We start from the raw sequence: 25,849 nt of genomic DNA, 5'->3' as shown, positions 1-25,849 counted from the left end.
ATCGGTGGACGACTTCACGTCGTTGTTCAGCGAGTTCGACGTGCTCGGGGCGTTCTGGACCAACATCCAGCTGACGTTCTTCGCGGCGATCTTCGCGCTCGTCGTCGGGACCGTCCTCGCGGTCATGCGCATCTCCCCCGTGCCGAGCCTGCGCTGGGCCGGGTCGACGTACGTGACCCTCATCCGCAACACGCCGCTGACCGTCATCATCGTGTTCTGCGTGCTCGGCCTGTGGGGCCAGCTCGGGATCACGCTGTCGTCGGACTTCCAGCGCAACTTCTTCTGGCTGTCCGTGCTCGGCCTGACCGTCTACCACGCGGCGTTCGTGTGCGAGGCGCTGCGCTCGGGGGTCAACACCGTGCCCGTCGGGCAGGCCGAGGCGGCGCGCGCGATCGGGCTGGACTTCGCCGCGTCCGCGCGGCTCATCATCCTGCCGCAGGCGTTCCGCGGCGCGGTCGCCCCGCTCGGCAACGTGCTCATCGCGCTCACCAAGAACTCGACCGTCGCGGCCGCGGGCTCGGTCGCCGAGACGTCGGGGCTGCTGCGCACGATGATCGAGAACCGGCCGGACCTGATCCTGGCGATCTTCTTCATCTTCGCGTTCGGGTTCGTCCTCATCGTGGTCCCGATCGGGCTCGCGACGACGAGCCTGTCGCGGCGGCTGGCGGTGGCGCGATGAGCGGGTCCGTCCTGTTCGACGCCCCCGGGCCGCGCGCGCGGCGCCGCATGGTGTGGATCAACATCGCCGCGACCGTCGTCGTCGCGGGCATCGCCGTGTACGCGCTGGTCCTGCTCGACCGCAAGGGCCAGCTCGACGGCGACCTGTGGCAGCCGCTGTTCACCGCGAACGCGTGGGAGAACTACTTCCTGCCGGGCCTGCGCCAGACGCTCGTCGCGGCCGGCCTCTCGATCGTCACGTCCGGGCTGTTCGGCATCGTGTTCGGCCTCGGGCGGCTGTCCGCCTCACGCACGGTCCGCGTGGTGTCCGGCGGCGTCGTCGAGTTCTTCCGGGCCGTGCCCGTGCTCATCATGATGGTGTTCTTCTACATGGCGATCCCCCAGCTCGACCTGGTCTCGCCGAAGGACCTGCCGCTCGTCGCCGTCGTCCTCGGGCTCACGCTCTACAACGGCTCCGTGTTCGCCGAGCTCGTCCGGTCCGGTGTGCACAACCTGCCCCGGGGTCAGCGCGAGGCCGCGCTCGCGATCGGGCTGCGCCGCCCGCAGTCGCTGCGCCTCGTCGAGGTGCCGCAGGCCGTCATCGCGATGCTGCCGGCCATCGCGAGCCAGCTCGTCGTGATCCTCAAGGACACCGCGCTCGGCGCGATCATCACCTACCCCGAGCTGCTCGCGGCCGCGCGCCGGTTCGGCTCGGGCAACGGCAACATCCTGCAGGCTCTCCTGGTCGCGGCGGTCGTCTTCATCGTCATCAACTGGCTGCTGACGCGGCTCGCCGAGGCGCTCGCCGGCCGGGTCGGCCGCCGCACCGCCGGCAAGGCGCGCGCCGAGGCGCCGAGCATGGCGGTCACCGCCGGCGTCGAGGACTGACCTCCCGAGCGGCGCCCCGGGCCGACGTCCGGGGGCGCCGTCCCTCGAGGTCGGTGCGCGGTCCGGACGCCTTGGTGAGCAGGCACTTCAGCAACGCGTCGACGTCGATCCCGTGCTCCTCGAACCACCGACGCCCGCCGTCCTGCGCGGAGAGGCAGCCGACCAGGTCGACCACTGCGCCGCCCGGCTCGCCGCGCGGCGGCGCGCCGGTCCCGCGCACCGCGACGGCGCCCAGCAGCTGGTCCCGGGTGAACCGCTCCCCGCGCCGCGTGCGCCCCGTCGCCTGGACGAGCACCCGCCAGGCGCCGCCCTGGGTGAGGACGAGGTCCCCGGCATAGGCGCCGCCACCCTCGTGCGCGAGCGGGACGTCCAGCGTCACGCCGTCCGGCCGGACGACCCGCGCGACCACACGCGCCCCGGCCTCGACCGGAAGGCCGTGCTCGGTGAGCACCGCCGTGACCCGGGCGCGCGCACCCGGCGTGAAGCCGTCCTGGTCCACGCGCGCACGCATCCGCACGTTGCTCCACGCCGTCACGGTGACCGAGTACCGCGCACCGTGCGCGAGCAGACGCTCGAGCCGCGCCCGCGCCTCGGAGTCCTCCTGTGCGGCGTCGCGCAGCTTCGAGACGAGCCGCTTGTACGCCCGCGCGTCGATCTCCAGCAACGCCTCCCAGCCGCCGCCGTGGTGCGTTCCGCCGAGCGGCAGGGCGAACCGCGCGAACGTCTGGTTCGTGCCGTGGGTGACGGTGCCGCCGAGCCCGACGACCGCCGCCTCGTCGAGCACCTGGCCGTCCGGGGTGCGCAGCGACAGCGAGACGACCGGGTTGTCGTACAGGAGCACGACGGTCGCCTCGATGTCCGAGGCGAGCGCATGGAACGGGATGCGCTGCACGGTCCCGGGCAGCAGGTACCCGTCCGGGTCGGTGACGATGTCCTCGTTCGTGGCCGACACGAGGATCTGCTGGAAGTACTTCGACAGCAGGAAGTAGGAGTCGGTGGCCGGCGTGAGCGCGCCCGTCAGCAGCAGGTACCCGTCCGTCTGCGCGGCGATCGTCGACAGCGCCTCGCTCGAGACCTGCTCCGCGGACCCGAGCCCGACCGCGAACGTGCGCGCGTCGATGCTGCCGCCGACGTCCGCGAGGAAGGCCGCCGAGTTCTCCAGACCGTCGGTGAGCGCGACGAGCGCCGTGCCGTCGAACGGACCCGCACCCGCGCCGAGCGTGGCGCGACCGAGGACGAGCCCGTCGCCGATCGACGTCGCGCCGCCGAGCGTCAGCCCGTCCGACGCCCCCAGGACGTCGTCGCGGTGGCTCGTCGCTGGGTCGAAGGGCTCCAGGTCGACGCCCGGGTACGCGTCGTGGTCGAAGCTCACGAGCCCCGCCCCGCTGCCGTCCCGGATCAGCTCCACGGACCGCGCGACCGCCTCCTTGAGCAGCGCGAGCCGCGACGAGCCCGTGCCCGCCGGCAGACCCATGCTGCCCGACCGGTCGAGGGCGAACACGACACCTGTCGTCGGCCGGGGCACCGTGCTCCCCGTGAGCGTCACGTCGAACACCTCGCCCGTCTCGACGCACAGGATCTGCACGCCACCGACCGGCGCGGGCCCGGGCGCGGCCTCGCCCGTGAACGCGAACCACACACGCACCTCGTCGTACGGCTGCTCGTCGACCGGCGGGACGTGCGTGACGCTGCCCCCGAGCGGGGTCAGCGAGTACGGCGCGTTCGGCCCGCTGCCCGCGACGACCTGGAGGTGCACGGTCGAGCCCGCGCGCACGTGGAACACCGCGGCACGCCACGTCTGCTCGAGCGTCGGCACGTCGGCGAACGACACCACCGGCGTCGCCAGGTCGACCAGCGGTGGGTCGGTGTCGTACACGTACCCGAGCGTGCGCCGGTAGTCGAGGGACGCGTTGGGCGTCGGGCTCGGCAGCGTGAGGAACTGCATCGCGTCGGGACCGTTGTGCCCGGGAGGTCCACCCGCCTGCGGCAGGTAGCCCGACGCGGGGTGCGCGTGCTGCCAGGCCGCCCAGATGCGGTCGATGTTGCCGTGGTGGAGGAAGAACACCGGGTCGTTCGGGGACGTCCCCGGACCCATGTCCCCACCGATCCAGACGTGCACCGCGTTGTGCAGCTGCGAGCCGACCTCGCCCGCCTCCTGCAACCAGCCCTCGAGCCGGTTGCGGAAGCTGCCGGCGCTCGCGGTGCGCCACGGCGACGTGTCGTAGACCGGGTAGTCGGCAAGCACCCCGTCGACCTGCGCCTGGGTCGGGAACGCGCCCGACCCGAAGTTCCGGATGATCCCGCCGGGACGGTCGACCAGACTGCCGTCGATCGCCTCGACCAGCGCCGTCCAGCCCGCGAACGGGCCGGTCGTCAAGGTGCCGTCGCCGCCCACGTAGTGCCGCTCGCCCGGCGCCGTGCTCCACAGGGGCGCGGCGAACGGGTCGGCCTCCGTCTCCCAGTCCCAGTACGGCAGGGTGACGCCCGGCCGCTTGTCCTGGAGCATGAGCTCGAACTCGCGCAGGAAGTAGCGGTGCCACGGCAGGAACGCCGGGCCGCGGTGCGCGACGTTGCGCAGGTTGGACCCGCCGGCCTCTCCGGGCATGAGCGTCGCCGTCATCATCGAGTGGTGGTGCCGCTCGATGAACTCGTCGTAGCTGCCGTCGGCCTTCGCGGCGTTCACCGCGTCCTGGAACCGCGCCAGCTCCGTGTCGGTGAGCGAGTAGATGCGCTTGCGGATGTCCATCAGTGGTGCCCCCCGTCGGGCTCGTGCGCGGGGTGCGGGTGCGGGTGGTGCGCGTGCGTGAAGGACCACAGCGTGCCCTCGTTCGCCATGAGCGAGTCGACGAGCGCGAAGACGTCGTCGAACCCCTCGAACATCCCGGCGAGGTGGCTGTAGTACCGACCGTCGACGATCTCGACCTCGACCTCGTGGCCGTCGATCACGAGCGTGACGACGCCCTGGTCGTCCTGCTCGACCTCCACCTTCCGCCCGCCCCGGACCAGCTCCGTGCGGGGGATCGCGTCCTTGCCCACTGTTCCGCCTCCTGCCGACCGGCGCCGCCCGTCGGCGGTCGCGTCATGGCATCAGGAGGCGACCCGCCCGGGGCGTGATACGGCCCGGGCGGGTGGTCAGCCCCGGCGGGCGGGTCAGCCCCGACGGCTGGTCAGTCGGCGGTCGCGCTCGCGCGGATCTCCCGCACGACGGTCACGGTGATCTCGCCGGGGTACGTCAGGTCCGCCTCGATGTGGCGGGCGATGGCACGAGCGAGCTCCGGCAGCGCGTCGTCGGCGACCTCGGACGGCTCGACGACGACGCGCACCTCACGGCCCGCCGCCATCGCGAGCGCGCGGCGCACGCCGCGGTGCGCCGCGACCAGGCTCTCGAGCCGGTCCATGCGCTCGAGGTACTGGTCGAGCTCCTGCCGGCGCGCACCCGGACGCGCCGCCGAGACCGCGTCCGCGATCTGCACGACGACCGCCTCGACCGTCTCGAGCGGCACCTCGTCGTGGTGCGCGGCGATCGCGTTGACGACGACGTCGTCCTCGCCGTGCCGCCGCGCGAGCTCCGCACCCACCGCGGCGTGCGTCCCTGGGATCTCGTTCGTGAGGGCCTTGCCCACGTCGTGCAGCAGCGCCGCACGCCGGGCGCGCTGCTCGTCCGCACCGAGCTCGGCCGCGACCGACCCCGCGAGGAGCGCGCACTCGACCAGGTGCTCGAGGACGTTCTGGCCGTAGGACGTCCTCAGGCGCAGCCGCCCGAGCGTCCGCACGAGCACCGGGTGCAGGTCCTCGACTCCCGCGCGCTCGGCCGCCGCGTGCCCGGCGGCGACCGCACGCTCGTCCGCTCCGGCGAGCGCGTCGGCGTACGCCTCCTCGATGCGCTGCGGGTGGATCCGACCGTCGGCGACGAGCGCCTCGAGCGTGACCTGCGCGACCTCGCGGCGCTCCGCGTCGAAGCACGAGAGCACGACGGCGTCCGGCTGCTCGTCGACCAGCACGTTGACGCCCGTGAGCGCCTCGAAGGACCGGATGTTGCGGCCCTCCTTGCCGATGATCCGGCCCTTCATCTCGTCGGACGGCACGGTCACGACGGTGAGCCCCGCCTGGGCGCTCGTGGCCACGGCGGTGCGGTGCACCGCGGTCGCGAGGATGCGCCGCGCGCGGGCCTCGGCGGTGCGGCGCGCCTGCGCCTCCGCGCGGCGCACGTACGACGACGCCTCGTTCTGCGCCTGCTCGGTGATGCGCCGGGTCAGCGCGGCGCGCGCCTCGTCCTGCGTCAGGCCGGCTGCGGACTCGAGCTCGGCGCGGGCCTGCGCCTGCGCGCGCTCGACCGTCTCGCGCGCCTGCCGGGCGGCGTCGTCCACCCGGGCGGCGCTGTCTCGCTCGGCTGCGGCGAGCGCACGCTCGGCGGCACGCTCGGCCGCCTGCGCGGTGCGCTCGTGCTCGCGCGCGCGCTCCTCGGCGGCCTGCGCCTGGGACTGCGCGGCCGTCGTCGCCTCGTCGCGCTCACGCGCGCGCTGCTCGCGGCGCTCGGCGGAGGCGAGGAGCTCGCGCGCCTCCTCCTTGATCTCGGCGACGTCCTTGGCTGCCTGCTCGCGCTGCGCGGCCGCCTCACGGCGCGCGAGGAGCACAAGGATGAGCGCGACCAGGCACGCGCCGAGCAGCCCGACGACTGTCGCGACCCCGCTCTCGCCCACGCGTACCTCCGCTCGTCGCGGTCATTGTCGCGCACCGGCGACGCATCGCCGGCCACGACACCCGTACGGGCGGACCGTATCCATCCTGGTCAGTGCGGCATGGCCGCGTCGTGGGCCACTCGTCCCGATCTCGCGGCCGCCCACACACCTGCCGCGTCTCACCCCGAGCCGTGCGTCTCAGGCGTCCCAGAAGTCGACGTCGCCCCCGGCGCCGTCGTCAGACCCTGCCTCGGCCGCGAGCTCCTCGCGGGCCAGCCGCAGCGCGAGCCCCGGCGCGTAGCCCTTGCGTCCCAGGGTCCCCGCGACCCGGCGCAGTCGCGTCGCCTCGTCGAGCCCGGTGGTCGCCCGCAGCTTGCGGCGCACGACGGCGCGCGCCGCCTCCACCTCGTCGTCGCCGTCGACCTGCTCGAGCGCGCCGGCCGCGGTCTCCTCGTCGATGCCCTTGCGCCGCAGCTCGACGGCGAGCGCTCGACGCGACAGCCCACGCTCCTCGTGCCGGGTCCGCACGAGCATCCGCGCGTACTCCGCGTCGTTCACCAGGCCGACCTCGGTGAACCGGTCGAGCACGCGCGCCGCGACGTCCTGCGGGACCTCGCGGCGCGCCATGGCCTCCTCGAGCTGCGCGCGGCTGCGCGGGGCGCCCGTGAGGAGGCGCAGCGCGATCGACCGCGCGACCGACTCGGGATCGGGCTCGGCGTCCTGCGCCGCGGCGCCCGTCGACGGCGGCTCCTGGGCGGGCCGCCGTCGACGGGCACCTGCGTTGCTCATCGCCATGCCGGTGCCCCGGCGCGGCGTCAGAAGTCGACCGGCGGCGTCGCGTCCGCCGGCGCGTCGAGGCGTGCCCCGATGCCGAGCTTCTCCTTGATCTTCTTGTCGAGCTCCTCGGCGAGGTCCGGGTTGTCGCGCAGGAACTTGCGCGCGTTCTCCTTGCCCTGGCCGAGCTGGTCGCCCTCGTACGTGAACCACGCACCGGACTTGCGGATGAAGCCGTGCTCGACGCCGAGGTCGATCAGCGAGCCCTCGCGCGAGATGCCGACGCCGTACAGGATGTCGAACTCGGCCTGCTTGAACGGCGGCGACATCTTGTTCTTGACGACCTTGACGCGCGTGCGGTTTCCGACCGCCTCGGTGCCCTCCTTGAGGGTCTCGATGCGGCGGATGTCCATGCGGACCGACGCGTAGAACTTCAGCGCCTTGCCACCGGTGGTGGTCTCGGGCGAGCCGAAGAACACGCCGATCTTCTCGCGCAGCTGGTTGATGAAGATCGCGGTGGTCCCCGACTGGTTGAGGGCACCGGTGATCTTGCGCAGCGCCTGCGACATCAGGCGCGCCTGCAGACCGACGTGGCTGTCACCCATCTCGCCCTCGATCTCGGCCTTGGGCACGAGGGCCGCGACCGAGTCGATGACGATGATGTCGATCGCGCCCGAGCGGATCAGCATGTCCATGATCTCGAGCGCCTGCTCACCGGTGTCCGGCTGCGACACGAGCAGCGCGTCGGTGTCGACCCCGAGCTTCTTCGCGTACTCCGGGTCGAGCGCGTGCTCGGCGTCGATGAACGCCGCGATGCCGCCGGCCCGCTGCGCGTTGGCGACCGCGTGCAGCGCGACCGTCGTCTTTCCCGAGGACTCCGGGCCGTAGATCTCGATGATGCGGCCGCGCGGGAGGCCGCCGATGCCGAGCGCGACGTCGAGCGCGATCGAGCCGGTGGGGATCACCTCGACGGGGGCACGGCCCTCGTCGCCGAGGCGCATGATGGAGCCCTTGCCGAACTGGCGGTCGATCTGGGAGAGGGCGGCCTCGAGGGCCTTCTCGCGGTCCTGGGGTGCGGGAGGCATGTGCTCCACCTTCGTCTCGAGCAGCTGTCGTGCTGCGCCTGCGGGGGCTGGTCTTCTCGTCGTGCGGTGACGCTATGCCCGACCACCGACACAGCCGTCGCGGACCCCCGCCCCCTGTGGACGAGCCCCGACCGGGACCGACCTGTGGACGGGTGGACGCCGCGGACGTCGCCACCGCGCACCACACTACCGAACAGACGTTCGATCGCGCGCGACACGCCGACGAGCACGCGCGCCGGATCACCGCACGCGCAGCCGCACCTGCTCCCCCGGCTCCAGCACGTGCACCGCGCAGCCCGGCACCCGCCGTCCCACGGCCGCCGCGAACGCCGGCCCCGCCGCGTCCATCCAGCCCGGCGGCAGCCGCCGCGACACCGGCGCGTGCAGCGTGCCCCAGTGCACAGGCACGGCCGCGGCGGCCCGCACGGCCGCCACCGCCTCGGCCGCCTGGACCGGGTCCATGTGCCCGCCCGACAGGCGCGGACCCCACCCGCCCACGGGCACGAGCGCCAGGTCGATCGGCCCGCCCGCGAGCGCGGGCAGGTCCGCCATCTGCGGGAACGGCGCGGTGTCCCCCGCGAACCACACGCGCACGCCCGGTGCGACGACGAGGAACCCCACCGCCGCGTTCGGCCGGTGCGGCATGGGCCGGTGCCCGTGCACGGCGGTCACCGGCCGCACGCGCACGCCCGTGCCGGGCACCTGCCACCACGTGCCCTCAGGCACCGGGACGCCGTGCACCCCGTGCCGCGTGAGCCAGTGCGCGTTGCTCGGCGGGGCGAGCACGGGCGTCTCACCGAGCAGCTCGAGCGAGCCGAGCTCCGCGTGGTCGTGGTGCAGGTGGGAGACGAGCACGGCGTCCGCGTCGCACCAGTCCTCGCGCCGCGGGGCGCCCCCGCGCCGACGCAGCAGTCCCGCGTGGCGGCGCAGCAGCGGGTCGGTCAGCAGGCGCACGCGCCGCGCGACGCCCGGGCGCTCGCCGGGCGGCGCGAGGTCGAGCACGACGCTCGCGTGACCGAGCCAGCGCACCGCCACGGCGGGCACCTCGTCGTCGCGCACCTCGTCGTGCACGCCGCTCGTCACGACGCCCGCCGCACGCACCCCCGACGACACCTCACACCTCCCGCAGCCCCGCGCTGCGCGCCCACCGCACGAGCTGCGCGTGCACGGACTCCGCGCCCACGAGCAGGTCCCGCGCCCCGACCGCCTCGCGCAGCTCGTCGTCCACGGGCCACTGCGCGGGGTGCAGGAGCATCGCGAGGTTCTGCGCCCCGCCGATCCCGCCGTGCGACCCGACCTGTCCCTCGAACGCGTGCACGTGCCCCCGCTCGGTGACGCGCGAGACGAGCAGCAGGTCGCCGGTGTGCGGAAGACGCGCGGCGCGCGCGAGGTCCGCACGCCCGCGCGGCCCGTAGGGCGCGAGCGGGTCCTCCCCCTCGACCGCGTCGGCAGGGTCGGCGTCCGGGTCGGGCTCCAGGAGCACGAGCCCGCGCGGGCCGATCGCCACGAGCCCACGCGCCCGCGTGTCGACGACGACCGCCCCGACGCCCGGCCGTGCCGCGAGACCGGGCACGAGCGCGGGCCAGCGTTCCTGCAGCTCCTCGAGCACCAGGCGGTGGTCGACCCGCGGGAACCACACGAGACCGAGGTTCCCGGACCCGACGACGACGACCTCGGGCGGCTCGGGCGTCGCGGCGTCGCGCACGCGCCCCGACGCGCGACCGGCGTCCGGCCCGACCGCCCGGCTGCCGCCCGAGCCGACGACGCTCGTGAGCAGCGCGTTGAGCGGCCCCCAGTCCTCGCCCGTGCCGCTCTGCACGCCGCTCGCGTCGGGTGCCGCCATGAGCTCGCGCACGACGTCGAGCAGGCTCGTGCCCTCGAGCTGCTCGAACGTCTCCCCGAGCGCCTGGCCGTGGTCGGACAGCACGACCACGCGGTAGTCGCGCGGCGCGACCGCGACCGCCTGCTCGAGCGTGCGCAGCACACGGTCGAGGCCCTCGAGCGCGCGCAGCGACTCGGGGCGCGTGGGTCCGGCGTGGTGCGCGATCTCGTCGTAGTCCACGAGGTCGACGAACACCACGGGGTCGCCCCGCACGACGGCCTCGGCGACGAGCGACGTGGACAGGTCCCGCATGAGCACGTTCGTCACGCCGCGCAGCACCACGTACCAGCCGCCGCGCGAGATGCGCGGGCGCACGTCGCGCACGTGCTGGCGCCGTGCCTGGTAGAGCTCCTTGACGATCTCGCCGATCGTGAGCGACACGGCGCGCGCGAGCACGAACGGGCTCGCGAAGAACCGCACGAACTCGGCGCCCGGCCCGAGCCCGCCGCCGGACCCGTCGGGGGCGCGCGTGCGCGTGCGGCTCATGACGACGTACGCGCGCTCGGCGTCGCCGGTGAACATCGTCGAGACGGCGGTCCCGCCGCCCGCCAGCAGCCCCTTGCCGTCGGTGAGGCGCGCCTCGACGAGCGCGGCGTCCGCGGGGTGGTTCGTCACGACGAGCCGACCGAGCCCGCGGTCCCACCAGCGGAACGCGGGGATCTCGCCGGACTCGCCGTGCAGCAGGCCGGCCTGGCTCGCGGGCGTGGTCGACGGCACGCGCGCCCACCACGTCTCGAGGCGGTGCGTGCCCTCGGTGAGCCACCGCTGCATCGTCGGCGCGAGCCCGGCCTCGATCGCCTCGCGCAGCACGGGCTCGGCGACGCCGTCGAGCTGCACGACGAGCATGCCCGCGGGGCGGCCCTGCGGGACGCGCCCGTCGAGCCGGCGGGCCTTGCGGCGCGCGCGGCGCAGCACGTCGGAGATGACGTACTCGGAGTCGTTGGCGCCCAGCAGCCAGCGGCCGACCGCCATGACGACCGCGGCGATCACGATGACGCGCACCACGGCCCACGCGGACGACACCTCGATGCCCGGGACGAGGCTCAGCGCGGTCCACGCGATCGCGACCTGCGCGACGAGGCCCAGCACGAGCGCTCCCATGGCGCCGAGCGGACGCGCGAGCGCGCGCAGCGGGGGCCGCAGGGCGAGGTCGCCGACGAACACGAGCAGCGCGACGACGAGCACACCGCCGACCCCGGTGGCCTCGACGCCGTCGACCAGGGCGATCGCGACCCCCAGCCCGCCGGCGGTCGCGACGAGCCCGACGAGCGCGTCGGCCGCGTCCCCGAGCGTGGGCAGCCACGGCGCCCGCAGACGCCTCGTGTCCCCTCGTCCGTCGTCCACCGGCCGTCCTCGGGTCGTCCTGGTCTACCGGCGGTCTACCGGCGCGGAGGTGCGGGCCGGCGCTGGTCGGCACCCCAGCGCCGGGACTCGGGGATCTGCAGCTCGTCGCACATGGCGTGCCAGACCGCGCGCGGGTCCGCGCCGTCCTCGAGCGCCGCGGCGGGCGTGCGGTTCTCGAGCGCGCCGACGACGAGGGTCGCGACCAGCTCGCGCCCGTGCGCGCTGCCGAGCACCTCCTCGACCAGCTCCCAGAACTCGCTGTACCTCACGGCGCCAGCCTGTCACGCGCACGGACCCGAGCGCAGCACGGCCCGCGCGCGGCCCGCTGTGAGTCGCGAGACCTCCCGGCGCGGCGGTGCGCCGACCGTCGGCCGCGCGCCCGCGCGGGCGGCGACTGTGGGCGCGGCCTGCGACGATGTCGGGCGTGGTGCTCACCCGGTTCTCCGAGCCGACCCGCACGTGGTTCACCGGCGCGTTCGCCGAGCCGACCACCGCGCAGGTCGGCGCCTGGGACGCGGTCGCCGACGGCCGGCACGCCCTCGTCGTCGCCCCCACCGGCTCCGGCAAGACGCTCGCGGCGTTCCTGTGGGCGTTGGACGGCCTCCTGACGAGCAGCCCGCCGGACGACCCGACCCGCCGGTGCCGGGTCGTGTACGTCTCGCCGCTCAAGGCGCTCGCGACCGACGTGGAGCGCAACCTGCGCTCGCCCCTCGTCGGGATCCGGCAGGCCGCGACACGGCTCGGGGCGCACCTGCCGGAGGTCACGGTCGGCACGCGGACCGGCGACACGCCACCGGCCGAGCGACGGTCGTTCGCGACCCGGCCGCCGGACGTCCTCATCACCACGCCGGAGTCGCTCTACCTGGTGCTGACGTCGGCCGCGCGCGCGGGTCTGGCGGGCGTGCACACCGTGATCCTCGACGAGATCCACGCGGTCGCGGGGTCGAAGCGCGGCGCGCACCTCGCGCTGTCGCTCGAGCGCCTCGACGCGCTGCTCGAGGCGTCGGGCTCCGGACCCGCCCAGCGCATCGGGCTGTCCGCGACGGTCCGTCCGGTCGAGGCGGTGGCCTCGTTCCTCGCGGGCGCCCGGCCGCGCAGCGAGGGCGGGCGCGAGGTCGTCGTCGTGCAGCCGCCCACGACGAAGCAGATCGCGGTGGACGTCGTCGTACCCGTGCCCGACCTCACGGACCTCGCGTCCGCGGCGGACCCCGGCGCGTCGGGCGGTGCGACGGTCGGGGCGGGTGGCGCCGGAAGCCCGGACGCGTGGTCGGCGGCCGCCGCGGCGGACCTGTCCGGCGACGCCGACCGCCCGCAGCGCCGCGCGTCCGTGTGGCCGCACGTCGAGGAGCGCGTGGTCGACCTCGTCGCCGAGCACCGCTCGACGCTCGTGTTCACCAACTCGCGGCGCGGCGCCGAGCGCCTCACGTCGCGCATGAACGAGGTCTGGGCGCAGCGCACCGGCCTGGACGTCCCGGACCCGGGCGAGCTGCACGCCGCCGCGGTGCCCGGGCAGTCCGGCACGGGCGTCGGGGTCGACACTCGCGACCCGTCGACGATCCTCGCGCGCGCCCACCACGGGTCGATGAGCCGCGCGGAGCGCACGCGCACCGAGTCCGAGCTCAAGGCGGGCGCGCTGCCCGCGGTGGTCGCGACGAGCTCGCTCGAGCTCGGCATCGACATGGGCGCGGTCGACCTCGTCGTGCAGGTGGGCGCGCCGCCGTCCGTCGCGAGCGGTCTGCAGCGCATCGGCCGGGCGGGTCACCAGGTCGGCGCGGTGTCCCGCGGCGTGGTGTTCCCGACGTACCGCGGCGAGCTGGTCGCGGCGGCCGTCACGGCGCAGCGCATGCGCACGGGCGAGCTCGAGCCGCTCTCGGTGCCGAGCAACCCGCTCGACGTGCTCGCGCAGCAGGTCGTCGCGATGGTCGCGGTCGACGAGTGGCCCGTCGACGAGCTCGCGCGCGTGGTGCGGCGCGCGGCGCCGTTCGCGCACCTCGGCGACGCGACGCTGCGCGCGGTGCTCGACATGCTCGCGGGCCGGTACCCGAGCGAGGAGTTCGCGGAGCTGCGGCCACGGCTCGTCTGGGACCGCGTGCGGGACGTGCTCGTGGGCCGTCCGGGCGCGCTGCGGCTCGCCGTGACGAGCGGCGGCACGATCCCCGACCGCGGCATGTTCGGCGTGTTCCTCGCGTCCCCCACGGCCGCGACCCCGGGCGTCGCGGTGGACCCCGAGATCTCGGCGGGCCGCACGCGCGGCGGCAGACGCGTGGGCGAGCTCGACGAGGAGATGGTCTACGAGTCGCGCGCGGGCGACACGTTCACGCTCGGCTCGTCGACCTGGCGCATCGAGGAGATCACCTCCGACCGCGTGCTCGTCTCCCCGGCGCCCGGCGTGCCCGGACGACTGCCGTTCTGGAAGGGCGACTCGCCGGGCCGGCCCGCCGCGCTCGGCCGCGCGATGGGCGCGTGGGTGCGCGAGCTCGCCGCGCTGGACGACGAGGACGCGCGTCTCGCCGCGACCGCCGCCGGGCTCGACGCGTGGGCGGCCGACAACCTGATCGCGTACGTGCGCGAGCAGGTCGCCGCGACCGGGGTGGTGCCGAGCGACGTCGCGGTCGTCGTCGAGCGGTTCCGCGACGAGCTGGGCGACTGGCGCGTCGTCATCCACTCGCCGTACGGCGCGCGCGTGCACGCACCGTGGGCGGTCGTGCTGGGCGCACGGCTGCGCGAGCGGTACGGCGTCGACGCGGCCGCGATGCACTCGGACGACGGGATCGTCCTGCGGCTGCCGGACACGCTCGACGCCGAGCTCGACGCGCTGTGGGACGAGCGCCGGGACCCCGGGGGCGACGCGCCCGGCCTCGACCTGGAGGACCTGCTGGTCGACCCCGACGACGTCGTGGCGCAGGTCCGCGCCCAGCTGGGGTCGTCCGCGATGTTCGGCGCGCGGTTCCGTGAGGCCGCCGGTCGTGCGCTCCTGCTGCCGCGCCGCCGCCCCGACCGGCGCAGCCCGCTGTGGCAGCAGCGGCAGCGCTCCGCGCAGCTGCTGTCCGTCGCGGCGCAGTACCCGGACTTCCCGATCCTGCTCGAGGCGACGCGTGAGTGCCTGCAGGACGACTTCGACACGGCCGCGCTCGCCGAGCTCATGCGCGGCGTCGCCGCGGGCCGCGTGCGCGTCGTCGAGGTCACCACGCGCTCACCCTCGCCGTTCGCGCAGTCGCTGCTCTTGGGCTACACGGCGCAGTTCCTCTACGACGGCGACGCGCCACTCGCCGAGCGCCGCGCGGCCGCGCTCACGCTCGACCCCACCCTGCTGGCCGAGCTGCTCGGCCGGTCCGGCGAGTCCCAGCTCGCCGACCTGCTCGACCCGCAGGCCGTCCTCGACACCGAGGCCGAGCTGTCGGGCCGCGCGCCGGACCGGCAGGCGACGACGCTCGAGCAGCTCGCGGACACGGTGCGCCGCCACGGCCCCCTGCCGGTCGCGGACCTGCTGACCCGCACCGCCCCCGAGGTCCACGACCACGTGCCCGCGTGGCTCGCCGAGCTCGCGGACGCCCGGCGCCTGATCGAGGTCCGGCTCGCGGGCGTCGCGCCGCACCGCGCACGGCAGTGGGCGGCGGTCGAGGACGCGGGCCGGCTGCGCGACGCGCTGGGCGTCGCGTTGCCCGTAGGCGTCCCGGAGGCGTTCACCGAGGTCCTCCCCGACCCGGTGGGCGACCTCGTGCGCCGGTACGCGCGGACGCACGGGCCGTTCACCGCCGCCGCGCTCGCCGCGCACCACGGCTGGGGCGTCGCGGTCGCGCAGCAGGCACTGGGCCGCCTCGAGGACGCGGGAGTGCTCGTGCGTGGCCGCCTGCGCCCCACCGAGCTGGGCGGCACGGGCGACGAGTACTGCGACGCGAACGTCCTGCGCACGCTGCGCCGGCGCTCGCTCGCCGCGCTCCGCTCGCAGGTCGAGCCCGTCGACCCGCGCGCGCTCGGGGTGTTCCTCCCCCGCTGGCAGTCGGTCGCGCCCACGCTCGGCGGCGGCGCGGCGGGGCTGCGCGGCGTCGACGGCGTCGCGCGCGTGGTCGAGCAGCTCGCGGGCTTCGCGGTGCCCGCCTCGGCGCTCGAGTCGCTCGTGCTGCCCGCTCGCGTCGTCGACTACCGACCCGAGATGCTCGACGAGCTCACGGCCGCGGGCGAGGTCGTGTGGGCCGGGCACGCGGCCCTGCCCGGGCACGACGGCACGGTCTCGCTGCACCCCGCCGCTGTCGCCGACCTCACGCTCGCGGCTCTCCCGCCCCACGACGAGGTCGCGACGACGAGCGCGGTGCACGTCGCGGTGCTGGACGCCCTGGGCGACGGCGGCGCGTGGTTCGTCGGCGCGCTCACGGCGCGCGTGCGCGACCGGCTCGAGCAGGTGGGCGCCGAGCGCTCGGACGAGGCCGGCGGCACGACCACCGAGCCGCTCCTGGTCACGGAGCGCGACGTCGTGGCCGCGCTGTGGGACCTCGTGTGGGCGGGCCTGGTCACCAACGACTCGCTGTCACCGCTGCGCGCGTGGCTCGGCTCGGGCACCACCGCTCACCGCACGCGCAGCGCGCCCCCGCGTGGGCGCCCGCTGCGGCCCCGGCTCGGGCTGCGCGGCCTCGGCGGCGCGCCGGTCGCGCGCCCGCGGGCCGACGGCAGCGCGGCGGGACGCTGGTCGCTGCTGCCCGCCCGCGAGGGCGACCCGACGCTGCGTGCCCACGCGCTCGCCGCGCAGCTGCTCGACCGGCACGGCGTCCTCACGCGCGCCGTGGCCCCGCTCGAGGGCATCGGCTCCCGGTTCGGCGACGTCTACCGGGTGCTCGGCGCGCTCGAGCACGGCGGTCAGGTGCGTCGCGGGTACTTCGTCGAGCGGCTCGGGGGCTCGCAGTTCGCCCTGCCGGGTGCGGTCGACCAGCTGCGGGCCGACGCGTCGACCGTCCAGCTCGCGCAGGAGCGCGCCGACGAGCGCACCGAGGGCGCCCGGACAGCCGATCCCGCGTGGGACTCCGCACGGGACACGGCGCGCGCGTCGCGGGACGCCGCTCGACGCTCCGGTGCGCTCGTCGTCGTGCTCGCTGCGACCGACCCGGCCAACCCGTACGGCGGCGCGCTCGCGTGGCCCGACCCCATGGGCGCCGCCGAGGGTGCGGGGCACCGCCCGGGCCGCAAGGCGGGCTCGCTCGTGGTGCTCGTCGACGGCGCACTCGTGCTGTACGTCGAGCGTGGCGGCCGGACGGTCCTGTCGTTCGCCGCCGACGAGGACGCGCTCGACGCCGCCGCGCGCGGGCTGGCCGCCGTGGTGCCGCGCACGGGCCGTCTGACGATCACGCGCATCGACGGCGCCGCGGTGCTCGCGGACGGTGCCGCGCACTCAGGTGTGGGCCGCGCGCTCGTCGCGGCGGGGTTCTCGACGACCCCGCGCGGCCTGCGGCTGGGGTCGTGAGGGTGCACGATGCCCGAGGGTGACGTGCTGCGACGCACCGCGACCCGGCTGGACGACGCGCTCGCCGGGCAGGTCCTGGTGCGCGCCGAGCTGCGCTGGCCGTCCGCCGCGGGCGTGGACCTCGTCGGGCGGACCGTGCTCGGGACGCGCCCCTACGGCAAGCACCTGTTCACGCGGTTCGACGACGGGCGCACGCTGCACACGCACCTGCGCATGGAGGGCATGTGGCGGGTCGCCGCGACGGGGACGCCGCGCGCCGCGGCGCGCGCGACGGAGATCCGCGCGGTCCTCGCGACGGACCGGTGGACCGCGCTGGGCCGGCTCCTGGGGATGCTCGACGTGGTGCCGACGCGCGACGAGCGGCGCCTGGTCGCGCACCTCGGGCCCGACGTCCTCGCCGACGAGCTCGACCTCGACGAGATCCTCCGGCGCTGGCACGCGCAGGGCCCCACACCCGCGGCCGAGGTGCTGCTGGACCAGCGGGTCGCCGCGGGGCTCGGCACGATCTTCTGCGCGGAGTCGCTGTTCGCTCTGCGGCTGTGGCCCTGGACGCCCGCCGACCAGGTCGAGGAGCCGGGGCGCCTCTACGTCGTCGCGCGGCGCCTGATGCAGCGCTCGGTGCTCTCGGGCCGTCCCGACTCGCGCGTGCACGGCCGGCTGCGGCGCCCGTGCACGCGGTGCGGCACACCGATCGCCGTCGCGCCGGCTCGTCGCCCACCGATGGAGCGGCCGGTCTTCTTCTGCCCGCGCTGCCAGGCCCGCCCTGCGTCGTGAACCGGCGCGTCAGCGCGGCGCGGTCCTCGTCGACCGCGCGCACGTCCGTCGCACCGACGCACGGGCGTGCCCGTGCCCCGACCCAGCAGGGCCGGGTGCGCGGGACGTCAGCCGATGGGGGCGAGCTCGGAACGCGGACGGGCCCAGCCGCCCTCGCCCGTGCAGCCCATCGACGCCGCCAGCTCCGCCGGAACGGTGTCCGGGATGAGCAGGCCTTCGGCGACCGCGACACGGTCGCTCACCTCGCGCAGGACGAGGGACATCGGGACGTCCAGAGCGGCGCAGATGCTCTGCAGCAGCTCGGACGACGCCTCCTTCTGCCCCCGCTCGACCTCGCTCAGGTACCCCAGCGAGACCCGCGCCGCCGACGAGACCTCACGAAGGGTCCGGCCCTGGCGCTGACGCGCATCCCGCAGCACGTCGCCGATCTCACGACGCAGCACGATCATCGGGGCTCCCCCTCTCGTCTCGTCCGTCACCCGAGGACCGACCGCACGGGACAACCCGTGAGCCGCCTCTCGTCCACCCTCGCGTGCCGGCAGCCTGTCGACCGACACCCTGTCACCGTACCGTGCCCCGCTGACACGCGCGGGACGACGCCGTGCCGGGGGGCGAGTGTTCATCACGCCTCGTCCAACGTCGGACCAGGTCCCCGTGTTCCCGACGGCGGCGGGGCACGTCGCGACGCGCGCGAGGATTCACCCGGCTGCGGGGTCGTCGCCCTCGACGAGCGCGACGACGAGCCGCAACGCCGCCTCGACGCTGCGCTCGCGCACCTGCGCGCGGTCGCCCGCGACCCGCAGCGAGCGGACCTCGCGCCGCAGCGGCGTCACCACGGCGACGTGCACGGTCCCCGGCGGGTGCCCGTCCTGCGGGTCGGGCCCGGCGACGCCGGTCGTCGCGACGCCCACGTCCGCACCCAACCGCCGGCGCACCCCCTCGGCCATGTGCAGCGCGACGTCCGGGTCGACCGCGCCGACCGCGTCGAGCAGCGCTGTCGGGACGCCCAGCAGCGACCCCTTGAGGTCGGTCGCGTACGCCACGACCGCCCCGCGGTGCACGGCCGACGCGCCCGGCACGTCGACGACACGCGCGCTCAGCAGCCCGCCCGTGAGGGACTCGGCGACCGCGAGGGTCCAGCCGTGCGTCGTCAGCGCGCGCAGCGCCTCGGCCGCGGGCACGTCAGATCCCCGGCGGGACGGGCGCCGCACGCCGGATGCGCACCGCGGCACGCACGTAGTCGAGCCCGGTCACGACGGTCACGACGAGCGCCGCGGCCATGACGACCGCGGCGACCACCTCGACGGCGTCCGGCATCGCGAACAGCGGCAGGACGTACAGCCCGATCGCGAACGACTGCAGCACCGTCTTGAGCTTGCCGCCGCGCGAGGCCGGCAGCACCACGTACCGCAGCAGGAAGAACCGCATGACGGTGATCCCGAGCTCGCGCACGAGGATCACGACCGTGACCCACCACGGCAGCTCGCCGAGCGCGGACAGCACGACGAGCGCCGCGCCGATGAGCAGCTTGTCGGCGATGGGGTCGAGGAGCTTGCCGAAGTCGGTGACCTGCCCGGTGCGACGCGCGTACCAGCCGTCGATCCGGTCGGTCACGGCGGCGACCGCGAACACGCCGGCCGCGAGCAGCCGGTACCCGACGCTCTCGCCGCCCTCGGCGAGCAGCGCCCAGACGAACACGGGCACGAGCAGGACGCGCGCGACCGTCAGCACGTTCGCGAGGTTCCACGTCGGCTGCGGTGCGGGACTCACGCCGGACAGCCTAGGTCGTCGGCGCGCCTCGCCCGGTCACCGGCGACGCGTGGCGCGGCGACCGGGTGGACTCGCCGCGGCACGCGCGCGCGAGGTCACGGACCCACCGCGACGGCGGCTAGGGTCCCGCGTGTGACCCGCCACGCCCGACGCCCCCGACGGTCCTCGCTGCCCGTGGCGCTCGCCACGCTCGTGCTCGTCGTGTCCTGCGTCGGTGCCGCCGCGGCGGCGCTGCGCCCCTGGGAGGGGTCGGCCTCCTCCGGGGACGGCGCGCAGGTCGTCGCGACGACGACCGCCGCGACGCCGAGCCCCACGCCGACGCCGTCGCCCACGCCCGACCCGGACGCCGAGTTCACGATCGTCGCGACCGGCGACGTGCTCCCCCACCAGCCGGTCGTGAGGTCCGCGACGACCGGCGGCACGGTCGACTTCGAGCCGCTGCTCGCACCGCTCACGCCGTGGGTGCAGGCGGCGGACCTCGCGCTGTGCCACCTCGAGGTGCCCGTCGCCCCGCCGGGCACCAAGCCGAGCGGGTACCCGATCTTCGGCGCGCCCGTCGAGGTCGTCGCGGGGCTCGCCGCGCAGGGCTGGGACGGCTGCTCGACCGCGTCGAACCACTCGGTGGACCGCGGCTTCGCGGGCGTGAGCGCCACGCTCGACGCGCTCGACGCGGCGGGGCTCGGGCACGTGGGCACCGCGCGCACGCAGGCCGAGGCGGCCGCACCGCAGGTGTACACGCTCGAGCGCGCGGGCCAGCTGATCACGGTCGCGCACGTCGCCGCGACGTACGGCACCAACGGCATGCCGGTCGACGCGGACAAGCCGTGGTCAGTCACGCTCATCGACGTGCCGACGATGATCGCGCAGGCGAAGGACGCACGCGCGGCGGGCGCGGACCTCGTCGTCGCGAGCGTGCACTGCTGCGTCGAGTACCAGACCGCGCCCACCGCGGAGCAGCAGGAGATCGCGCAGCAGCTCGCGGACTCCGGCGAGATCGACCTGTACATCGGGCACCACGCGCACGTGCCGCAGCCCGTCGTGCGGCTCGACGGCGGCCCGGACGGCTCGGGCATGTGGGTCGCGTACGGCCTGGGCAACTACCTGTCGAACCAGGACGGCGCGTGCTGCTCCCCGAAGACCGACTCGGGCCTGCTCCTCACGGCGCACGTGCGAAGTCCCGGAGCGTTCGGCGCCGAGGGCCGCCGGGCCGGACCGGTGCGCGTCACGGGCGTCGAGTGGACCGCGGTGACGGTCGACCGCACGAGCGGGCACCGCGTGCACGCGCTGGCCGACATCCCCGACGGGACGGCGACGCTGTCGGCCGGCGAGGTCGCCGCGCGACTCGAGCGGGTCACCGAGGCGGCCGGGAACCAGGCGCCGCAGCGCACCGCACCCGTGACGCCGACCGGCGACGCCCCCGTGGTGGTGCGTCGGCCGACCTGACGCGGGTCAGGCGTGCTCGGTCGGTGACGTCGCGGGGCCAGGGTGCGGGCGCGCGCCGTGGGGCTGCGCCGGCCGGTGCGGCGCAGCCATCCCGGCGAGCGGCGGCGCGACAGGTGTGGGGCGGGCCGCCGGGTCGGGCCGACGCACGACCCCGGGCAACGGCACCGTGGCCGCGGCCTCCGGCGAGCCGGGGGCCGGCTGCGCTCCCCCGTAGAGCCAGCCCTGCCCGTACCGCCAACCGTTGCGGTGCAGGTACTCGGCCTGCTCGGCGTGCTCGATGCCCTCGGCGATCGTGACCATCGCGAGCTCGCGCGCGAGCGCCCCGAGCGCGCGGACCACCTTGCCTGCGGTGGGGTCGTCGGGGATGCCCGACGTGAACGACATGTCGAGCTTCACGCCCGCGACCGGCAGGTCGCGCAGGTAGGACAGCGGCGAGACGCCGGTCCCGAAGTCGTCGAGCAGGATGGGCACGCCCGCGGCGGACAGCTGCGTGAGCTCGTGGCGGATGCGCGTCCCGGACGCCACCAGCGAGGACTCCGTGAGCTCGACGACGATGCGCCCCGCCATGAGCCGGTGCCGCGAGATCTCCGCGAGCAGCGTCGTGGCGAACTCCCCGTCACCGAGCTGGTCCGCGGACACGTTGACGGACACCCACGTGGTGCGGTCCGGCGCGGACGCGACGAACTCGCAGACCTTCGTCGCGACGAGCTGCCCGAGCGGCACCGCAAGCCCCGCCTCCTGCGCGAGCGACAGGAACGCGGACGGCAGCAGCAGCCCCCGGTACGGGTGCTGCCAGCGCACCAGGGCCTCGTACCCGACGACGCGCCCGTCCGCGAGGTCGACGATCGGCTGGTAGTGCACGACGAGCTCGTCGTCCTCGAGCGCCTCGGTCAGCTCGCGCAGCAGGTCGACGCTCGAGGACCGGTCCATCGAGTGGTCGTAGACCTCGGTGCGCCCGCGACCCGCGGCCTTGGCGCGGTACAGCGCGGAGTCCGCGGCCGCGAGGAGCCCGGGCGCGCCGCCCTGCACGGTGTCCGGGTCCGCGAGGGCGATACCGATGCTCGCGGCCACCTGCATGCGGCGGCGCGCGACGCGCACGGGCTCCGCGAGGCCGGCGTGGATCGCGGCGGCCACCTCGAACACGGCCCGCGGCCCGTCGATGTCCTGCACCACGACGACGAACTCGTCGCCGCCCAGGCGCGCGACCGTCCCACGCCGCGCCGTGGCCGCCCGCAGCACGCCGGCGACGTGCACAAGGACCTCGTCGCCCGCCGCGTGCCCGTACCGGTCGTTGATCTCCTTGAACCCGTCGAGGTCGCAGGCGAGCACCGCGACGCGGTCGACCACGCCCGGCTGCTCGAGCACCGACTGCAGGACCTCCTGCAGCAGCGTGCGGTTCGCGAGGCCCGTGAGCGGGTCGTGCATCGCGCGGTGCGTGAGCATCTCCGCCTGGAGCTTGGACTCGGTCGAGTCGCGGACCTGCACGACGAAGTGGTCCGGCTCGCCCGTGGGCGAGCGCACGAGCGCCGCGTCGAGCACGACCCACACGAGGTGGCCGTCCGCGCGCTGGTAGCGCTTCTCGACCGAGAACCGGTGCTGCCCGCCGCCGAGCAGCCGGTCCACCTCGAGGCGCTCGCTCGCGCGCGACTCCGGCGTCCCGAGCGCCTCCATGGGGTAGCCGCGCAGCGCGTCGACCGTCGTGCCCAGCAGCTCCGCGAGCGCCGCGTTGGCCTCGACGACGTGCCAGTCGAGGTCGACGAGCGCCATGCCGATCGGTGCGTTCTCCATCGCGACCCGGAACTGCGTCTCCGAGCGCGACAGCGCCGCCTCGACCTGCCGCGAGCCCGTGACGTCGACGAGCGTCGTGAGCACCGCCGGCGCGTCGCCGTCAGCCGCGGCGACGAGCTGGCTCGCGACCTGCACCATGCGCGCCTGCGTCCCCGTGGGGCTCGCGACCGCGACGCCGACGAGCTGCGAGTCGACCGTGTACCCCGCGCGTCCCGTGCGGTACCCGAGCACCGCAGCGGGGTTCATCGCCAACCCCTGCTCGTTGACCAGCACGACCGCGAGGTCCGTGAGGTGGCGCCCGACCGCGGCCTCCGGCTCCACGCCGAGGATCGTCGCGGCGCGCTCGGAGATGTCGAGCACCGTGCCGGACAGCGAGACGACGAGCACGCCCTCCTTGGTGACCGCCTGCAGCGCGTCGTACCGGTGCCGCAGCTCGCGCGACAGGTCGAGCAGGTCGTTCGCGCGGTGCACCTCACGGCGCTGGCGGGCGAGCAGCACGAGCACCCAGACGAGCGCGACCACCGCGATCGCGGCGATGACGAGCGAGACGAGCCCCACGGCGTCGTCGGTCTCGGCGAGCAGCGCCGCGGGCGACGAACCGGTCAGTGCTCGCGCGAGGGTCACCGTCTGCCGCCGGACCAGTCCTGGCCCTCGTCCTCGAGGTCGTCGTGGTAGTCGGTCGCGACGGGGATGCCCTCGTCGCCGGGCAGCGGGCCGTCGTCGGCGGGCTCGCCGCGCAGCATCGCGAGCGTCCCCGGCAGGTCGTCGGGCTGCACGAGCACCTCGCGCGCCTTCGACCCCTCGGACGGCCCGACGATCTCGCGCGACTCGAGCAGGTCCATGAGACGTCCCGCCTTGGCGAAGCCGACGCGCAGCTTGCGCTGCAGCATCGAGGTCGACCCGAACTGCGACGTCACGACGAGCTCCGCGGCCTGCAGCAGCAGGTCGAGGTCGTCGCCGATGTCCTCGTCGACCTGCTTCTTGGGCGCCGCCTGCGCGACGTCCTCGCGGTACACGGGCTTGAGCTGGGTCTTGACGTGCTCGACGACCGCGTGGATCTCGGACTCCGCGACCCACGCGCCCTGCGTGCGCATGGGCTTCGCGGCGCCCATGGGCAGGAACAGCGCGTCGCCCTGGCCGATGAGCTTCTCCGCACCGGGCTGGTCGAGCACGACGCGCGAGTCGGTGAGCGAGCTCGTCGCGAACGCGAGGCGCGAGGGCACGTTCGCCTTGATGAGACCAGTCACGACGTCGACGGACGGACGCTGCGTCGCGAGCACGAGGTGGATGCCGGCCGCACGCGCGAGCTGCGTGATGCGCTGGATCGACGCCTCGACGTCGCGCGGCGCGACCATCATGAGGTCCGCGAGCTCGTCGACGATCACCAGCAGGTACGGGTAGGTCGCGATCTTGCGCTCGGAGCCCGGCAGCGGCTTGACCTTGCCCGCCCGGACCGCGGCGTTGAAGTCGTCGACGTGCTTGAACCCGAACATCGCGAGGTCGTCGTAGCGGGCCTCCATCTCCCGCACGACCCACTCGAGCGCCTCGGCGGCCTTCTTGGGGTTCGTGATGATCGGGGTGATGAGGTGCGGGATGCCCTCGTAGATCGTCAGCTCGACGCGCTTGGGGTCGACCAGCACCATGCGCACCTGGTCGGGCGTCGAGCGCATGAGGATCGAGACGATCATCGAGTTCACGAACGACGACTTGCCGGCACCGGTCGCACCCGCGACCAGCAGGTGCGGCATCTTCGCGAGGTTCGCGACGACGTAGCCGCCCTCGACGTCCTTGCCGACGCCGATGATCATCGGGTGGTCGGAGCGCTTCGCGGCCGACGAGCGCAGCACGTCGCCGAGCGCGACGGTCTCGCGGTCCGTGTTGGGGATCTCGATGCCGATCGCGGACTTGCCCGGGATCGGCGACAGGATCCGCACGTCGGCGGACGCGACCGCGTACGCGATGTTCTTCGACAGCGCGGTGACGCGCTCCACCTTCACGGCCGGGCCGAGCTCGACCTCGTAGCGCGTGACGGTCGGGCCGCGCGTGAAGCCCGTGACCTTCGCGTCGATCTCGAACTGCTCGAGCACGCTCGTGAGCGACTCGACGACCCGGTCGTTCGCGGCCGAGCGGACCTTGTGCGGCGGACCCTTCGCGAGGGAGTCCTCCGACGGCAGCAGGTACACCACGTCGCCGCCGAGCATCGGCTGCTCGCCGCGCGGGACGCCCGTCGTCGGCGGCGCCGTCAGCGCGGCGGGCTTCGCGGGCGCGGGGGCCGCGCCGGTCGCGCCGACGACCGCGGTGGGCTCGGTCGGCGCGTCGGGCGCGGTCGCGCGCTCCTCGTCGTCGGGGGCCACGGGGTCGACGACGGCGGCGCGGACGAACGCCTCGTCCGCCTCGTACTCGTCGAGCGCGGCCTCGCCGACCGCGGCGGCGCGCTCGGCCCTGCGGCGGCGCAGGCCGCGGCGCCGGCGCGGCGGCTCCTCGGGCTCCTCGACCGCCGTGTGCCCCGCGTTGATGACGAGCGGCGCGTCGTCGTCCTCCCCCGCGGCCTCGTCGTGCTGGCCGGTCAGGCGCCGGTACACGGCGCGCAGGCGCGGCACGACCTGGTGCACGGGGGTCGCGGTGACGACGAGCAGGCCGAAGAACGTGAGCAGGAACAGCAGGACGACGGTGACCGGCACGGTCACGAGCGTCACCAGGGGCGTCCCGACGATCAGGCCGAGCATGCCGCCCGCGTCGCGCACCGCCTCCATGTCGTCCGTGCCCGGACGGTCCTGGAACACGTGCACCAGGCCGCACACCGCGAGCAGGATCGCGGCGAGGCCGATGCCGATGCGCCCGTTCGCCTGCACGCGGTCGGGGTGGCGCATGAGCCGGATCGACGTCGCGAGCAGCAGGATCGGCACGACCACCCCGACGACGCCGAACGTGCCCGCGACGACGTTGTGCACGACGCCGCCCGCGGTGCCCGACATCGACCACCACTCGCGCGCCGCGACGACGACCGCGAGCCCGAGCATCGTGAACGCGAGCCCGTCGCGACGATGCGCCGGGTCGAGGTCGCGCGCGTCGCGCCCGACGCGGCGCGCGGCCCCGCCGAGAAGGTGCGCCGAGCCCATCCAGACGCCCTTGACGATCCGCACGGGCAGCGCCGGGCGCGAGGGCTTCGCGGGCGCGGCGGAGCGGCCCGCCGGCCGCGTGCCCGTCTGCTTGGGGCGTGCGCCCGAGCCCGATCGCGTGCCGGCGGACCGTGCTGCGGGCGCGCCGGAGCGCGACCGTGGGGTCGTACGGGTCGCCATGGTCCTCACGGTAG

General features: G+C 75.2%; 18 protein-coding genes. 5 read left to right on the top strand and 13 right to left on the bottom strand.

Going from position 1 to position 25,849, the window contains the following annotated elements; genetic code table 11:
- Positions 1–4 precede the first annotated feature (4 nt).
- Entirely contained in the window at positions 5–679 is a 675-nt protein-coding gene (locus tag F1D97_RS10010; protein ID WP_236120380.1) for an amino acid ABC transporter permease, read from the top strand.
- On the top strand, positions 676–1,545 hold the full coding sequence (locus F1D97_RS10005) for an amino acid ABC transporter permease (protein WP_236120379.1): 870 nt from the start codon (positions 676–678) through the stop codon (positions 1,543–1,545). The genes F1D97_RS10010 and F1D97_RS10005 overlap by 4 nt, the downstream gene beginning before the upstream one ends.
- Here F1D97_RS10005 and F1D97_RS10000 read toward each other — a convergent pair.
- The 8 genes from F1D97_RS10000 to F1D97_RS09965 form a co-directional block, all read right to left on the bottom strand.
- Positions 1,523–4,291 (bottom strand): tyrosinase family protein, encoded by a 2,769-nt coding sequence (locus tag F1D97_RS10000; protein ID WP_236120378.1) that lies wholly within the window; start codon positions 4,289–4,291, stop codon positions 1,523–1,525. The genes F1D97_RS10005 and F1D97_RS10000 overlap by 23 nt on opposite strands.
- On the bottom strand, positions 4,291–4,581 hold the full coding sequence (locus F1D97_RS09995; RefSeq protein ID WP_236120377.1) for a hypothetical protein: 291 nt from the start codon (positions 4,579–4,581) through the stop codon (positions 4,291–4,293). The genes F1D97_RS10000 and F1D97_RS09995 overlap by 1 nt, the downstream gene beginning before the upstream one ends.
- Before the next feature lie 131 nt (positions 4,582–4,712).
- Positions 4,713–6,245 carry a ribonuclease Y gene (gene rny / locus F1D97_RS09990; RefSeq protein WP_236120376.1) on the bottom strand — a complete coding sequence of 511 codons (1,533 nt, stop codon included), beginning with the start codon at positions 6,243–6,245 and terminating at the stop codon, positions 4,713–4,715.
- Positions 6,246–6,422: 177 nt separating this feature from the next.
- Complete coding sequence (locus F1D97_RS09985) at positions 6,423–7,013, bottom strand: regulatory protein RecX (protein ID WP_236120375.1); 591 nt, start codon at positions 7,011–7,013, stop codon at positions 6,423–6,425.
- A gap of 26 nt (positions 7,014–7,039) precedes the next feature.
- Positions 7,040–8,083 (bottom strand): recombinase RecA, encoded by a 1,044-nt coding sequence (gene recA / locus F1D97_RS09980; RefSeq protein WP_236120374.1) that lies wholly within the window; start codon positions 8,081–8,083, stop codon positions 7,040–7,042.
- A gap of 240 nt (positions 8,084–8,323) precedes the next feature.
- Complete coding sequence (locus F1D97_RS09975) at positions 8,324–9,196, bottom strand: MBL fold metallo-hydrolase (protein ID WP_317618846.1); 873 nt, start codon at positions 9,194–9,196, stop codon at positions 8,324–8,326.
- A gap of 1 nt (position 9,197) precedes the next feature.
- Entirely contained in the window at positions 9,198–11,309 is a 2,112-nt protein-coding gene (locus F1D97_RS09970; RefSeq protein WP_236120373.1) for an alkaline phosphatase family protein, read from the bottom strand.
- 35 nt (positions 11,310–11,344) lie between these two features.
- Positions 11,345–11,578, bottom strand: a complete 234-nt coding sequence (locus tag F1D97_RS09965) for a DUF3046 domain-containing protein (protein ID WP_236120372.1) — start codon at positions 11,576–11,578, stop codon at positions 11,345–11,347.
- A 146-nt stretch (positions 11,579–11,724) separates the two neighbouring features.
- Between F1D97_RS09965 and F1D97_RS09960 the strand changes: the two genes are divergently transcribed.
- Both F1D97_RS09960 and F1D97_RS09955 read left to right on the top strand, forming a co-directional pair.
- A complete protein-coding gene (locus F1D97_RS09960) occupies positions 11,725–16,761 on the top strand; it encodes an Lhr family ATP-dependent helicase (protein WP_236120371.1) in 5,037 nt (1,678 codons plus the stop codon).
- Between the two features lie 9 nt (positions 16,762–16,770).
- Positions 16,771–17,535 (top strand): DNA-formamidopyrimidine glycosylase family protein, encoded by a 765-nt coding sequence (locus tag F1D97_RS09955; RefSeq protein ID WP_236120370.1) that lies wholly within the window; start codon positions 16,771–16,773, stop codon positions 17,533–17,535.
- A 107-nt stretch (positions 17,536–17,642) separates the two neighbouring features.
- Here F1D97_RS09955 and F1D97_RS09950 read toward each other — a convergent pair whose 3' ends face one another.
- From F1D97_RS09950 to pgsA, 3 genes are all read right to left on the bottom strand, one after another.
- Positions 17,643–17,984 (bottom strand): helix-turn-helix domain-containing protein, encoded by a 342-nt coding sequence (locus F1D97_RS09950; RefSeq protein ID WP_094179777.1) that lies wholly within the window; start codon positions 17,982–17,984, stop codon positions 17,643–17,645.
- 249 nt (positions 17,985–18,233) lie between these two features.
- Positions 18,234–18,716 carry a CinA family protein gene (locus tag F1D97_RS09945; protein WP_236120369.1) on the bottom strand — a complete coding sequence of 161 codons (483 nt, stop codon included), beginning with the start codon at positions 18,714–18,716 and terminating at the stop codon, positions 18,234–18,236.
- A gap of 1 nt (position 18,717) precedes the next feature.
- Complete coding sequence (gene pgsA / locus F1D97_RS09940; protein ID WP_236120368.1) at positions 18,718–19,305, bottom strand: CDP-diacylglycerol--glycerol-3-phosphate 3-phosphatidyltransferase; 588 nt, start codon at positions 19,303–19,305, stop codon at positions 18,718–18,720.
- Between the two features lie 132 nt (positions 19,306–19,437).
- Here pgsA and F1D97_RS09935 point away from each other — a divergent pair, with 132 nt between their 5' ends.
- The gene (locus F1D97_RS09935; RefSeq protein ID WP_236120367.1) at positions 19,438–20,748 is read left to right on the top strand and encodes a CapA family protein; all 1,311 of its coding nucleotides are present in this window, start codon (positions 19,438–19,440) and stop codon (positions 20,746–20,748) included.
- A 6-nt stretch (positions 20,749–20,754) separates the two neighbouring features.
- On the opposite strand, the gene F1D97_RS09930 is transcribed toward F1D97_RS09935, so the two are convergent.
- The gene (locus tag F1D97_RS09930; protein ID WP_236120366.1) at positions 20,755–23,160 is read right to left on the bottom strand and encodes a putative bifunctional diguanylate cyclase/phosphodiesterase; all 2,406 of its coding nucleotides are present in this window, start codon (positions 23,158–23,160) and stop codon (positions 20,755–20,757) included.
- Positions 23,157–25,835, bottom strand: a complete 2,679-nt coding sequence (locus F1D97_RS09925; RefSeq protein WP_236120365.1) for a DNA translocase FtsK — start codon at positions 25,833–25,835, stop codon at positions 23,157–23,159. Before F1D97_RS09925 ends, F1D97_RS09930 begins: the two co-directional genes overlap by 4 nt.
- Positions 25,836–25,849 lie beyond the last annotated feature (14 nt).

Source organism: Cellulomonas palmilytica (assembly GCF_021590045.1).
Classification (GTDB): Bacteria; Actinomycetota; Actinomycetes; order Actinomycetales; family Cellulomonadaceae; genus Cellulomonas; species Cellulomonas palmilytica.
This window is presented reverse-complemented; position numbering and strand designations above follow the sequence as displayed.

Coding starts and splice junctions, on each gene's coding strand:
- F1D97_RS09950 (WP_094179777.1), bottom strand. CDS start 17,984: ATGATCGTGCTGCGTCGTGAGATCGGCGACGTGCTGCGGGATGCGCGT.
- F1D97_RS09955 (WP_236120370.1), top strand. CDS start 16,771: ATGCCCGAGGGTGACGTGCTGCGACGCACCGCGACCCGGCTGGACGAC.
- F1D97_RS09960 (WP_236120371.1), top strand. CDS start 11,725: ATGTCGGGCGTGGTGCTCACCCGGTTCTCCGAGCCGACCCGCACGTGG.
- F1D97_RS10005 (WP_236120379.1), top strand. CDS start 676: ATGAGCGGGTCCGTCCTGTTCGACGCCCCCGGGCCGCGCGCGCGGCGC.
- F1D97_RS09925 (WP_236120365.1), bottom strand. CDS start 25,835: ATGGCGACCCGTACGACCCCACGGTCGCGCTCCGGCGCGCCCGCAGCA.
- F1D97_RS10000 (WP_236120378.1), bottom strand. CDS start 4,291: ATGGACATCCGCAAGCGCATCTACTCGCTCACCGACACGGAGCTGGCG.
- recA (WP_236120374.1), bottom strand. CDS start 8,083: ATGCCTCCCGCACCCCAGGACCGCGAGAAGGCCCTCGAGGCCGCCCTC.
- F1D97_RS09985 (WP_236120375.1), bottom strand. CDS start 7,013: ATGAGCAACGCAGGTGCCCGTCGACGGCGGCCCGCCCAGGAGCCGCCG.